General features: G+C 68.0%; 11 protein-coding genes. 3 read left to right on the forward strand and 8 right to left on the reverse strand.

What is annotated here, in order from left to right:
- Positions 1-3 precede the first annotated feature (3 nt).
- Genes OF829_RS04580 through OF829_RS04600 form a run of 5 tightly spaced genes read right to left on the reverse strand, consistent with a single transcriptional unit; the run spans position 4 to position 4,049 of the window.
- Positions 4-801 (reverse strand): hypothetical protein, encoded by a 798-nt coding sequence (locus OF829_RS04580; RefSeq protein ID WP_264938764.1) that lies wholly within the window; start codon positions 799-801, stop codon positions 4-6.
- Positions 798-1,490, reverse strand: a complete 693-nt coding sequence (locus tag OF829_RS04585; protein ID WP_264938765.1) for a hypothetical protein — start codon at positions 1,488-1,490, stop codon at positions 798-800. The genes OF829_RS04580 and OF829_RS04585 overlap by 4 nt, the downstream gene beginning before the upstream one ends.
- Positions 1,491-1,504: 14 nt before the next feature.
- Complete coding sequence (locus OF829_RS04590) at positions 1,505-2,029, reverse strand: phage tail protein (RefSeq protein ID WP_264938766.1); 525 nt, start codon at positions 2,027-2,029, stop codon at positions 1,505-1,507.
- 30 nt (positions 2,030-2,059) lie between these two features.
- The gene (locus tag OF829_RS04595) at positions 2,060-3,592 is read right to left on the reverse strand and encodes a phage tail sheath family protein (protein WP_264938767.1); all 1,533 of its coding nucleotides are present in this window, start codon (positions 3,590-3,592) and stop codon (positions 2,060-2,062) included.
- Between the two features lie 52 nt (positions 3,593-3,644).
- Positions 3,645-4,049, reverse strand: coding sequence for a hypothetical protein (locus OF829_RS04600; protein ID WP_264938768.1), 405 nt, complete (start codon positions 4,047-4,049; stop codon positions 3,645-3,647).
- 392 nt (positions 4,050-4,441) lie between these two features.
- Between OF829_RS04600 and OF829_RS04605 the strand changes: the two genes are divergently transcribed.
- Together OF829_RS04605 and OF829_RS04610 are read left to right on the forward strand one after the other, a co-directional pair.
- A complete protein-coding gene (locus tag OF829_RS04605; protein WP_264938769.1) occupies positions 4,442-5,296 on the forward strand; it encodes a 2-dehydro-3-deoxygalactonokinase in 855 nt (284 codons plus the stop codon).
- Positions 5,293-5,919 carry a 2-dehydro-3-deoxy-6-phosphogalactonate aldolase gene (locus OF829_RS04610; protein ID WP_264938770.1) on the forward strand — a complete coding sequence of 209 codons (627 nt, stop codon included), beginning with the start codon at positions 5,293-5,295 and terminating at the stop codon, positions 5,917-5,919. The genes OF829_RS04605 and OF829_RS04610 overlap by 4 nt, the downstream gene beginning before the upstream one ends.
- On the opposite strand, the gene araD1 is transcribed toward OF829_RS04610, so the two are convergent.
- The 3 genes from araD1 to OF829_RS04625 are packed head-to-tail and all read right to left on the reverse strand — an operon-like array spanning position 5,916 to position 9,402.
- Complete coding sequence (gene araD1, locus OF829_RS04615; protein ID WP_264938771.1) at positions 5,916-6,905, reverse strand: AraD1 family protein; 990 nt, start codon at positions 6,903-6,905, stop codon at positions 5,916-5,918. The two genes, OF829_RS04610 and araD1, sit on opposite strands and share 4 nt — an antisense overlap.
- On the reverse strand, positions 6,905-8,689 hold the full coding sequence (locus OF829_RS04620; protein WP_264938772.1) for an IlvD/Edd family dehydratase: 1,785 nt from the start codon (positions 8,687-8,689) through the stop codon (positions 6,905-6,907). Before OF829_RS04620 ends, araD1 begins: the two co-directional genes overlap by 1 nt.
- Positions 8,686-9,402 carry a FadR/GntR family transcriptional regulator gene (locus tag OF829_RS04625; protein WP_264938773.1) on the reverse strand — a complete coding sequence of 239 codons (717 nt, stop codon included), beginning with the start codon at positions 9,400-9,402 and terminating at the stop codon, positions 8,686-8,688. Before OF829_RS04625 ends, OF829_RS04620 begins: the two co-directional genes overlap by 4 nt.
- 63 nt (positions 9,403-9,465) lie before the next feature.
- On the opposite strand from OF829_RS04625, the gene OF829_RS04630 reads away from it, so the two are divergent.
- Positions 9,466-10,986: an alpha-N-arabinofuranosidase gene (locus OF829_RS04630; RefSeq protein ID WP_264938774.1), complete on the forward strand. Its 1,521-nt coding sequence runs from the start codon at positions 9,466-9,468 to the stop codon at positions 10,984-10,986.
- Positions 10,987-11,059: the final 73 nt, after the last annotated feature.

Here is an 11,059-nt window from a genome sequence, read left to right on the forward strand (position 1 = left end):
CGCTCAGCCCCGCGCAAGATAGCGGTCGAGCCGCGATCCGCCTGCCGCAGCGGCAGGCGGCGCGGCGACGACTGGGGCGGGGGCCTCGGGCGCATGAATCTCGATCCGGCCGATATGGACTTCGACGACCGGCAGCGGCGGCGGCTCGGCGATGGGGGCGGCGATCTCGGGCGCGGGCTGGGGCTGGAGCGGGGCAGCGGCGAGCGGCGGGGGGAGCGGACTGAGCGGCTCGCCGGCTTCGGCGTGGGGACCAGGTTCGGCGGGACCGGGCGACGGCGCGGCAGCCTGCTCGCCCGGCTCCGGCGCGCCCGCGGGTTCGAGCGGCGCACCCGCTATAGGCTGTTCGACGATCGTCTGCGGCGCAGGATCGCGCGCGTCGTCGCGGGCGGGTTGCGTCACCGGCGCCACGCTCTGCGGCACGATCTCGAGCAGCTGTTCGAAGGTCGAAAGCTCGCGGATCACCGGAGTGGTGATCTCGGTCACGACCGGCGCGGGCAGCACCGGCTGGAAGGCATCGGTTTCCCGCGTCTCGATCGCGGGCGCCGGCGCGAACGGTGCCGCGGCTTCGATCGCAACCGGTCCGTGCGCGCGCTGCGGCGGCGGTTCGGTCTCGGCGGCGGGGGCAGCGGTCCGCGGCATCGCCAGCACGCCGGGCGCCGGATCGGCCTCCGCCACGAAATCGATCCCGCCGCTCTCGTCGATCGCCGCGCCCCCCTCGAACCGCATCAGCGGCAGAGGGCCCAGCGCGGGCTGGCCCTCGGGGCGCGCCTGGGCGAGGAGATGGCCGAGAAAGTCGCTCATGCCGCCGCCAGCGCGAGATAGGTGCGCCGCCGCTGGGGCGAGAGCGCGAGCACGTCCGCCTCGCGCCAGCCATAGGCGCGCGCGAGCCGGTCGACCTCGTCGAACCGCGCGCGCGCCCAGCCCGCCATTTCGCGCCACAGGAACGGCTCGACGAAGAGCGGCGCGCTCCACGGGGCCGCGCATTCGGTGCAGGTGAGGCGCAGGCGGATATCGGCCTGGGGGTCGAGCGCCTGAAGCGCCGCCGCCGCTTCGGCGAGCAACGCCTCGCTCCACCCCCGCTTGCGCGGCGCGCCGGCGACGACGCAGGCCTGGGCGAGCGCGAGCCGCGGCTCGGGGCTCGCGAGCGCCAGCGCCAGATCGCGGCTGGTCGCGGCGCGCAGGCGTATCCCGCTCTCGAGCGCCGCCTCGTTCTCGGCCGGATCGTCGACCGCGATCGCGGCGGCGTCGAACGCGGCCTCGACCTCGGTGCCGCACGCCGGGCAGGCGGCGGTGGCGCAGATTTCGGGCCCGATCAGCATCGCCCGCGCCGCGAGCAATGCGCGGTCGCGCCGCCCGATCGGCCAGTCGGCGATCGCCTCCGCCCCAGCATCGACGAACAGCGCCAGCAGGTGCAGCGCGCGTTCGAGCGGAGGCAAGGTGCGGGCGCGCTCCCACCAATCGAGCACGGCGCCGTCCTGGGGCCGTTTCATCGCCCGGGGCCCGGTCACGCCGGTTCGGTGAAGCTGGGCTCGGTCGGCTCGGTCACCGCATAGTCGCGCTCCCAGCCCTCATTCTCCAGCTTGATCAGCTGGATCGCGACGGCATTGGCGTTGGCGTCGAGATCGGGCATCGCCCGATATTCGGAGACCCAGCAGCGGAAGATCTTGTAGGCGATCACCACCTGCCCGGCCTCGTTGAGCAGTTCGAGGATGATGTCCTTGCGGAAATCGGCGAGCGAGGTCTCCGCGCCGAGGCCCGAGCCATAGTTCCACACCTTGTTCGCCCATTGCTCGAAATCGACGTCGTGGGTGACGCCGCGTTCGAGCGTGACCGGATCATAGGCGGTGCGCCCCGGCGAGCTGCGGGTGTTCGAGGGATCGCCGCCGACGCGGTGCTTCACCACCTCGGTCTTGCGCATGAGCATCGAGACCTTGGAGATCCCGGCGACATATTTGCCGTCCCATTTCACCCGGAACTTGAAGTTCTTGTACGGGTCGCGGCGAGTGGCGTTGGCGGTGAATTCCGGCATTTCTGCCCCCTTTTCAGGATATGAAGCGGATCAGCTCGCGACCTGGCCGGCCAGCTGCTGCAGCTTGATCAGGACGAATTCGGCGGGCTTGAGCGGGGCGAAGCCGACGATGATGTTGACCACGCCCTTGTCGATGTCGCGCTGCGGGTTGGTCTCGCGGTCGCACTTGACCAGATAGGCCTCTTTCGGGGTCTTGCCCTGAAAGGCCTGCTGCTCGAACAGCCCCTGCATGAACGCACCGATATTGAGCCGGATCTGAGCCCAGAGCGGCTCGTCATTGGGCTCGAACACCACCCATTGGGTCGCGCGGTAGAGCGTTTCCTCGATGAAATAGGCGGTCCGCCGGATCGGCAGATACTTCCACTGGTCGGCCAGCGCATCGGCACCACGAAGCGTACGCCCGCCCCACACGATATTGCCGATCACCGGGAAGCTGCGCAGGCAATCGATGCCAAGCTTGTTGAGCCGCCCATTCTCGGCATCGGTCATCTTGACCGCGAGCTGGGGCACGCCGACCAGGGTCGCGTCGGTGCCCGCGGGCGCCTTCCACACGCCGCGCGTCGCATCGGTGCGCGCGATCACACCCGCCACCGCGCCGCTCGGCGCGAAGCTCGCCAGGCGATTCTCCTGGAGCGGATCGGGCGCCATGATGCGCGGGAAATAGATGGCGCCATTGTCGAGCTTGGTCACCAGCGCGTCGAAGCCGGTCTCGGCGGCGTTCACCGGATCGGCGGCGCTGCTCCACGCGCCCGGCGCGTCGAGCAGATAGACCGCGCGGCGCTCGCGCGCATAGGAGAGCGCGGCATTGTGGGTCGCGCTGCCGATATCGTCGGTCAGCGTCAGCGGCGGGATGCACAGCAGGTTGAACAGATCGGCCTTTTCGAGCGCGTAGAGCCCGCTCTTGGTGGCGCGCAGGGGCGCGGCCGAGAGTTCGGCATCGGTCAGCGCGACGCTGTCGCTCCCGCCGACAAAGGGCTGGAAGGCGACTGCGGTGGGCCGGTTGGTCGGCGGCGCGCCGAGCACCGAGGCGAGCGCCGATTCCTGATCGAGGATCGTGCCGACATAGCGCTTGTCGCCCGGCGTGGTGGTGAGGTTGAGGAATATCTCGGTCGCGAGCACCACGGTCGGATCGGCAAGATCGACCTCGCGGATGGTCAGGTTGAACGCGCCAGGGAATGCGGGGGCCGAATCCTCGACCATCACGCGCAGCTGATTGCCCCAGTCGCCGACACTGTCGGCCTCGAGCGTCAGACTGCCGCCCACGCCCGCGGGCAGGATGACCTTGGCGGTCACCCCGCCCTTCTGCACGCGGACGATGATCGCGTCGGCGCCGCCATTCATGAAATATTGGGCGACCGAATAGCTCATCGGGCTCGAGCGCGAGAGCCCGCCGAAGCGGCGGGAATAATCGCCGAAATTGGCGATGCGGACCGGCGTATCGACCGGCCCGCGCGGGGCGGCGCCGATGAAAGCGGTGATCGAGGTCGCCACGCCGACGATCGTCCGGACGCTGCTGGGCGTCTCCTCGATATAGACGCCGGGATGGGCCAAAGTCTGGGGCATGTTCGCCTCCTGTCATGAGGGTCGCCGGGCGCGCCGGCGGAGGAGCCGGCGCTCAGGTCTTGCGCGCGGCGACCAGCTCGATCGTGGCCCAGATGTCCGGTGACCCCACCACCTTGGCGAAGTTGAGGATCGCCTTGAGCGGGGCGCCGGGCAGCAGCGAGAGCGAGGCGCCCGCCAGCAGCAAGGGCTGCGTCAGCGGCAGCTTGCCGGTCTTTTTGGGGGTTCCGGCGCCATCGCTGATGATGACGGTCACATCGGCCGTCGGGACCGAGCTGTGCACCACGAGCAGGAGGAGCTTGTCGAGAGCGGCGGGTTGAAGATCGACCTCGACATCGTTTCCGTCGTTCTTGATCTTGACCACGGCCTTGTCGATCGCGCCGATTTCGGGACTGCTGGTCGCGGTGACCGCAGGTCCCCCAGCGACTTGTGCGGCGAAATTCCAGACGAGTTGGAGCATTACAGAATCCTCCTTCGGATCTGCATGATGAAAAACAGGATTTTAAGCACGCAATTCAGTACAGAAGCCGAAGAATATATTTACCTTTCGGCGACTCGCCCGACCGTTAGCCACATAAGGCTGCATCAACTGGATGGTGTTGTAAACACTATTACTCGGATAAAAGTAAAGCGTGCGCTATTGCCAATTTGGACCTAATCGAATCGCGCCTATTACATAGGGATAGCCGCGATTCCCGGTTCCGGGCGGGCGGAAAGCATCCGCTATCAGCCAAGTATTCGTGGGACCCGGTTTCGCCCGGCTCGACCTGATCTTCGCACGGTTCGACCGCGCATCCGGGCATCAGACGAGGTTGTGCTTCGCCGGGATCACTTCCATGAGTGCGCGCGACCATGGGTACGAACACGGGGCTGATCGCCGTCGACTGGGGCACCACCAACCGCCGCGCCTGGGCGCTGGCGGCGGACGGCGCCGTCGAGGACCGCATCGCCGATGGGCTGGGCATTCTTTCGGTCCCCGATTTCCCCGCGGCGATTGCCGCGCTGCGCGCACGCTGGGGCGATCGGCCGATGCTGCTCGCGGGGATGGTGGGGTCGAACCGCGGATGGATCGAGGCCCCCTATGTCCCCTGCCCCGCCGGGATCGCCGAACTCGCGAACGGGCTGATGCGCGCCGAGGGCGCCGCGATCGTGCCCGGTGTGTGCGATATCGAGGATGTGATGCGCGGCGAGGAGGTGCAGCTGATCGGCGCGGTCGCGGCCGGGCTGATGCCCCGCGACGGCGCCGCCTGCCTGCCCGGCACCCACGCCAAATGGGCACGGATCGAGGATGGCGCTATCGCGGGGTTCCGCACCGTGATGACCGGCGAGATCTTCGCGCTTCTCAAGCAGCATTCGATCCTGTCGGCACAGCTCCAGGCGCCGGTGCGGGTCGGCGACGCCTTCATCGAGGGCGTGCAGCGCGGGCTCGACGAGGGGGAATTGCTCGCCGACCTGTTCACGATCCGCGCCCGCGCGCTGCTCGGCGGGATCGACGATCCGGCGAGCCATGCCAGCGGCCTGCTGATCGGCAGCGACGTCGCGATCGGGCTCGGCGTGGCCGATGACGGGCCGGTCGCGCTGATCGGCGACCCCGCACTCACCGCGCTCTACGCCGCCGCGCTGGAGGAAGCCGAGCGGGACTCGGTCCAGATCGACGGCGAGACCGCGTTCCTCGCGGGAATCCATGCTATCGCGAGCGCGCTATGACCCCTGACCAGATTCTCCGCGCCCATCTCGACCGTTGCCCGCTGATCGCGATCCTGCGCGGGGTGCGGCCGGACGAGGTCGAGGGCGTCGTGGACGCGCTGATCGCGGCGGGGATCGCGATCATCGAGGTGCCGCTCAACTCGCCCGATCCGCTCGCGAGCATCGAGCGCGCGGCGCGGCGCTTCGGCAGCGAGGCGCTGATCGGCGCAGGGACGGTGCTGAGCGTGCAGGACGTGCGCTCGGTCCGGGAGGCGGGCGGGCGGATCATCGTCTCGCCCAACGCCGATGTGGAGGTGATCGCGGCGAGCGTGGATGCCGGACTGGTCTCGGCGCCCGGCTATTTCACCCCGAGCGAGGGGTTCGCTGCGCTCAAGGCGGGGGCGCATGCGCTCAAGCTGTTTCCGGCCGAGGCCGCGACGCCCGCGGTGGTGAAGGCGCAGCGCGCGGTGCTGCCGAAGCGGGTGCCGCTGCTGGTGGTCGGCGGGGTGACCGCCAGCACGATGCAGCCCTGGCTCGATGCCGGGGCGAACGGGTTCGGGCTGGGATCGGGTCTTTACAAGCCGGGCATGACGGCGGCTGAAGTCGCCGCCAACGCCCGCGCCTATATCGAAGCGCTCGGCTAGAGCGGTTTCACGCTCACCGCCTCCGCCGCCGCATCCGCCATCCCGTTGTGCAAGGGCAGCAGGAAGGCATCGGCCTCGATCTCGAACCGGTCGCCGGGCTGGACCTTGATCCCCTGCGAGAAGGAGAAGGCCGCCGCGCCCAGATAATGGACATGCGCGTCGCCGGGACGGCGGAACAGCGGATATTTGAAATGATGCGCCTCGAGATTGGCAAGGCTGTGCGACATATTGCCCTCGCCCGAGAGGAAATTTTTCTCCCAGATCGTCTCGCCGTCACGCACGATCCGGCTGGTGCCGCGCACGCTTTGCGGCAGTTCCCCGACGCGCAGCTCGGGGCCCAGCGCCGAAGGGCGGAGCTTCGAATGGGCGAGATAGAGATAATTTTGCTGCTCATGGACATGATCGGAGAATTCATTGGCGAGCGCATAGCCGAGCCGGTGCGGCGTGCCGTCGGGCCCGATCAGATAGAGCGCGGCGATCTCCGCCTCGTCGCCGCCGTCGAGCGCGAAGGCGGGGCTGACCAGATCGGCCTCGGGCGGGGTGAGCAGCGACCCGTCGCCCTTGTAGAACCATTCGGGCGCGACGCCCTCCTCGCCCGGCGCGGGCTTGCCGCCGTCGAGGCCGAGCTTGAACATCTTCATCGAGTCGGTGAGCGTCTCGGCGGTGAGCTTGGCGTGCATCCGGTCGCGCTCCTCGGCGGAACCCAGATGGGTAAGCCCGGTGCCGGTGAGCAGCAGATGCGCGGGATCGTCATGGTCGATCGGGGGGAGCACGCGGCCCTCCGCCAGCGCCGCGGCGACATCGACGCTGTCACCCAGGCCCTGCGCCGCGACCTGCTCGGCCAGCCCGTGACCGGCGGCGATGGCGGCCTCGGCCAGCGCGCGCGTCGAGGCCGCGCCGACGATCAGCCGCCCGCCCGCCTCGCTGAGCGAGGCAACGCCGCGCGAACCGTCGGACAGGCGTAATTGAACGAGGCGAAGCGTCATCAGTGATTGTCCCTTGGAATGCCGCGCGTCTGATCGATGCGCTGAAATTGCTCGCTGCCTTCGAGGATCGCGCCGCTCTCCATCTGGCCGACCAGCGCGCGCTGGATCGACTGCCACGGCGTCTGCGAGGGCGGATAGGGATAGCCCTGAGGCCCCAGCGCCTCGCGCCGCCGCGCCAGCTCCTCCTCGGGCAGCAGGATATTGGCGCGCCCCTTGCGCAGATCGATCCGTACCCGGTCGCCGGTCTGGAGCAGGCCGAGATTGCCCCCTGCCGCCGCTTCGGGCGAGGCGTTGAGGATCGATGGGCTTCCCGAGGTGCCCGATTGCCGCCCGTCGCCGATGCAGGGAAGCGAGGTCACGCCCGCCTTGATCAGATAATCGGGCGCCCGCATGTTCACGACCTCGGCGGCGCCCGGATAGCCCACCGGCCCCGCGCCGCGCATGATCAGGATCGTGCGGTCGTCGATGCCGAGCGCGGGATCGTCGATGCGGTGGTGATAATCCTCAGGGCCGTCGAACACGACGACCTTGCCCTCGAACGCCTCCGGATCCGACGGATCGGAGAGATAGCGCGCGCGGAATTCCTCGGAAATCACGCTGGTTTTCATGATAGCGCTGTCAAACAGCGACCCGCGCAGCACGAGGAAACCCGCGCGCTCCTTGAGCGGCTGGTCGAACGGGCGGATGACCTTCTCGTCCTCATTCACGGCATCGCGGCAATTGTCGCCGATGCTGCGGCCATTGGCGGTCACCGCGCTCTCGCGGATCAGCCCCTGCCGCATCAGTTCGGCGACCACCGCGGGGACACCGCCCGCGCGATAGAAATCCTCGCCCAGATATTCGCCCGCGGGCTGGAGGTTCACCAGCAGCGGCACGTCGAGCCCCACTTCCTGCCAGTCATCCAGCTTGAGTTCGACGCCCATATGCCGCGCGATCGCGGCCAGATGGATCGGCGCATTGGTCGAGCCCCCGATCGCCGAATTGACCGCGATGGCATTGAGGAAGGCGTCGCGTGTCATGATGTCCGAGGGGCGCTGGTCCTCGCGCACCATGTCGACGATGCGCAGCCCGGTGCGGTAGGCATTCTCCTGCCGGTCGCGATAGGGCGCGGGGATCGCCGCGGAGCCAGGGAGCGACATGCCGAGCACTTCGGCGAGCGAATTCATCGTCGTCGCGGTACCCATCGTGTTGCACCAGCCGGTCGAGGGCGCCGAGGACGCGACCAGCCGGATGAACTCGGCATGGTCGATCTCTCCGCCCGCCAGCATCTGGCGCGCTTTCCACACGATGGTGCCGCTGCCGGTGCGCTCCCCCTTGTGCCAGCCATTGAGCATCGGCCCGACCGAGAGCGCGATGGCGGGAATATTCACGGTGGCGGCCGCCATCAGGCAGGCCGGCGTGGTCTTGTCGCAGCCGATCGTCAGGATCACCCCGTCGATCGGATAGCCGTAGAGCAATTCGACCAGCCCCAGATAGGCGAGGTTGCGGTCGAGCCCCGCGGTCGGGCGCTTGCCGGTTTCCTGGATCGGGTGGACGGGGAATTCGATCGCGATCCCGCCCGCCTCACGGATGCCTTCGCGCGCCCGCTCGGCGAGGACGAGATGGTGGCGGTTGCAGGGCGAAAGGTCGCTGCCGGTCTGGGCGATGCCGATGATCGGCTTGCCCGATTGCAGCTCCTCCTGGCTAAGCCCGTAGTTGAGGTAGCGCTCGATATAGAGCGCGGTCATGTCGATATTGTCGGGATTGTCGAACCAGGCGCGCGAGCGGAGTTTCTTGTCGGTCATTTTCTTTCCCCGGAAACGCGGGCGAAGCCCTCGTCGATAACTGTGAGCATGGCGTGGGCGGCAGCTTCGGTATCGCCTGCCTCGATCGCGTCGGCGATGGTGCGGTGACGCGCGACATTGGCGGCGGCGGCGGCGGGATCGGCCGGCGAGCTCACCGAGAAGGACGCCGCCAGCGCGGTTTCGACCACGCCCGAAAAGGAGCGGAACAGCGGATTGCCCGAGGCCGCGCTCACTGCGATGTGGAAATCGAGATCGGCCTGGGCAAAGGCGCGCCGGTCATTCCCCGCCGCCGCCATCGCATCCAGCGTCGCGCGCATGTGCTCGAGCTGCTCCGCCGTCCGGTGCCGCGCCGCCAGCGCCGCGCCGGCGGGCTCGACCGCGCGCCGCATCTCGGCTAGCCGCACGAGGAAATCCGCGTCGAGCCCCAGCCGAACCCGCCACGCCAGCACTTCGGGATCGAACCAGTTCCAGTGCGAGGGATCGAGGACATGCGTGCCCACGCGGCTCTTCGATGCGACCATGCCCTTGGCTGTCAGCGTCTTGATCACCTCGCGCATCAGCACCCGCGACACGCCGAACCGGTCGAACATCTCGGCCAGCGTCGGCATCCGCGATCCGGGCGCACGCGCGCCGGACAGGATCTCCGACCCTAGAATCGCGGCGATCTCGTCATGACCGCTGAAATGGCGCGGCGTGTGGCGGCTTCCCTCCATCGCGATCTGGTATTATCAATCATCCCAGAGCGCAATTGCTCAGTGACAAAAGGGGATGATCCGATGGCGATTCGCATGATGGCGGCGGCCTTGCTCGCGCTGGCCACGCCCGCCCTGGCGGGCACCGTGACGGCGAGCGGGACCATCGACACCGCGGCGAAGGGCGTACGGATCGCCCCCGAAATCTACGGCCAGTTCGCCGAACAGCTGGGCAGCGGCATCACCGGCGGCATCTGGGTGGGCGAGGATTCGTCCATCCCCAATATCCGCGGATACCGGCGCGACGTGGTCGAGGCGCTGCAGAAGCTGCACGTGCCGGTCATCCGCTGGCCGGGCGGCTGCTATGCCGACATCTATCATTGGCGCGACGCGATCGGGCCGCGCGGCAGCCGCCCGGTGACCCTCAACAAATGGTGGGGCAACAAGGAGGAGGACAACCAGTTCGGCACCAACGAATTCTTCGATTTCGCCGAGCTGCTCGGGTCCAAGACCTATCTCAACGTCAATGTCGGCAGCGCCGGCCCCGCCGAATCGATGGACTGGATCGAGTACATCACCCATGGCGGCAATTCGACGCTCGCCAAGCTGCGCCGCGCCAATGGCCGCGACAAGCCCTGGAAGCTCGATTATGTCGGCATCGGCAACGAGATGTGGGGCTGCGGCGGCAATCTCCGGGCCGAGGAATTCGCACCGATGGTCCGCCGCTGGGGGACCTTCCTGAAGCAGGACGGCACCCGGCTGATCGCGGGCGGCGCAACCGGCAGCGATTATCACTGGACCGACGTGCTGATGTCGGAATCGCGGGCGCGGTTCGACGATATCTCGCTGCATTACTACACGCTGCCGACCGGCGATTGGGGAAAGAAGGGCTCGGCGATCGGCTTCGACGAAGCGGCCTGGACGGCGACCTTCAAACGCACCCGTGCGCTCGAAACGATGATCGTCGGGCACGATGCCGCGATGACCAAATATGATCCGGAGAAGAAGCAGGGACTGATCGTCGCCGAATGGGGAACCTGGTACGATCCAACGCCCGGAACCAACGCCGCCTATCTGGTGCAGGAAAACACGCTGCGCGACGCGCTGGTCGCGGCGACCAACTTCAACATCTTCCACCGCCATGCCGATCGGGTCCACGGCGCCAACATCGCCCAGATGGTCAACGTCCTCCAGGCGATGATTCACACCGATGGCGCCAGGATGGTGCTGACGCCGACATATTGGGCGTTCCTGCTCTACCAGCCCTTCCAGGGCGCGACCGCGCTGCCGGTGGGCGTCACCACGCCCGATTATGCCGAGGGGCTGCCCGCGATCGACGTCACCGCGGCGCGGGGCGCGGACGGCAAGATCCATGTCGCGATCACCAATGTCGATCCGAACAATCCGGCGACGCTGAACCTCTCCGGCCTCAAGCCCGGCACGATCGCCGGCCAGATCCTTACCGCGAAGACCATGGACGCGCGCAACAGCTATGCCGCGCCCGGCATCGTCGTTCCGGCGGCATTCGCCGGGGCGAGCTGGCAGGGCGGCAAGCTGGTGGTGAAGCTCCCCGCCAAATCGCTGGTGGTGCTCACGCTGGGCTAGGGCCAATCGACATTCAGGATTCCCAAGAGGGAGGATGCGTGATTCATAGGGTTCCGCTGGTTGAGGCGGAGGA

The organism is Sphingomonas caeni (assembly GCF_026013415.1).
GTDB classification, from domain to species: Bacteria; Pseudomonadota; Alphaproteobacteria; order Sphingomonadales; family Sphingomonadaceae; genus Sphingomonas; species Sphingomonas caeni.

Bases quoted from the DNA above. Each gene is read 5' to 3' on its own strand.
- OF829_RS04580 (WP_264938764.1), bottom strand. From the start codon at position 801: ATGAGCGACTTTCTCGGCCATCTCCTCGCCCAGGCGCGCCCCGAGGGC.
- OF829_RS04585 (WP_264938765.1), bottom strand. From the start codon at position 1,490: ATGAAACGGCCCCAGGACGGCGCCGTGCTCGATTGGTGGGAGCGCGCC.
- OF829_RS04590 (WP_264938766.1), bottom strand. From the start codon at position 2,029: ATGCCGGAATTCACCGCCAACGCCACTCGCCGCGACCCGTACAAGAAC.
- OF829_RS04595 (WP_264938767.1), bottom strand. From the start codon at position 3,592: ATGCCCCAGACTTTGGCCCATCCCGGCGTCTATATCGAGGAGACGCCC.
- OF829_RS04600 (WP_264938768.1), bottom strand. From the start codon at position 4,049: ATGCTCCAACTCGTCTGGAATTTCGCCGCACAAGTCGCTGGGGGACCT.
- OF829_RS04605 (WP_264938769.1), top strand. From the start codon at position 4,442: ATGGGTACGAACACGGGGCTGATCGCCGTCGACTGGGGCACCACCAAC.
- OF829_RS04610 (WP_264938770.1), top strand. From the start codon at position 5,293: ATGACCCCTGACCAGATTCTCCGCGCCCATCTCGACCGTTGCCCGCTG.
- araD1 (WP_264938771.1), bottom strand. From the start codon at position 6,905: ATGACGCTTCGCCTCGTTCAATTACGCCTGTCCGACGGTTCGCGCGGC.
- OF829_RS04620 (WP_264938772.1), bottom strand. From the start codon at position 8,689: ATGACCGACAAGAAACTCCGCTCGCGCGCCTGGTTCGACAATCCCGAC.
- OF829_RS04625 (WP_264938773.1), bottom strand. From the start codon at position 9,402: ATGGAGGGAAGCCGCCACACGCCGCGCCATTTCAGCGGTCATGACGAG.
- OF829_RS04630 (WP_264938774.1), top strand. From the start codon at position 9,466: ATGGCGATTCGCATGATGGCGGCGGCCTTGCTCGCGCTGGCCACGCCC.